Origin of the sequence: Paraburkholderia sp. SIMBA_054 (assembly GCF_046534875.1) — a bacterium.
GTDB lineage: Bacteria > Pseudomonadota > Gammaproteobacteria > Burkholderiales > Burkholderiaceae > Paraburkholderia > Paraburkholderia hospita.
Genome location: NZ_JAWRXV010001671.1, coordinates 1 through 238, shown reverse-complemented (window position 1 = coordinate 238; position 238 = coordinate 1). Strand labels below are relative to the sequence as shown.

At 57.6% G+C, this 238-nt stretch carries 1 protein-coding gene; it reads left to right on the top strand.

Annotated elements, in window-relative coordinates; genetic code table 11:
* The coding region (locus SB822_RS60780) for an aldehyde dehydrogenase family protein (RefSeq protein WP_410859610.1) at positions 1-238 on the top strand (238 nt) is incomplete at both ends.

Here is a 238-nt window from a genome sequence, read left to right as displayed (position 1 = left end):
CGTCGCGATCCGTTGGGGGTCGTGGCTTCTATCGCACCGTGGAATTATCCGCTGATGATGGCCGCGTGGAAACTTGCTCCGGCGCTGGCGGCAGGGAACTGCGTAGTGCTTAAACCATCAGAAATTACCCCGCTGACCGCGTTGAAGTTGGCAGAGCTGGCGAAAGATATCTTCCCGGCAGGCGTGATTAACATACTGTTTGGCAGAGGCAAAACGGTGGGTGATCCGCTGACCGGTC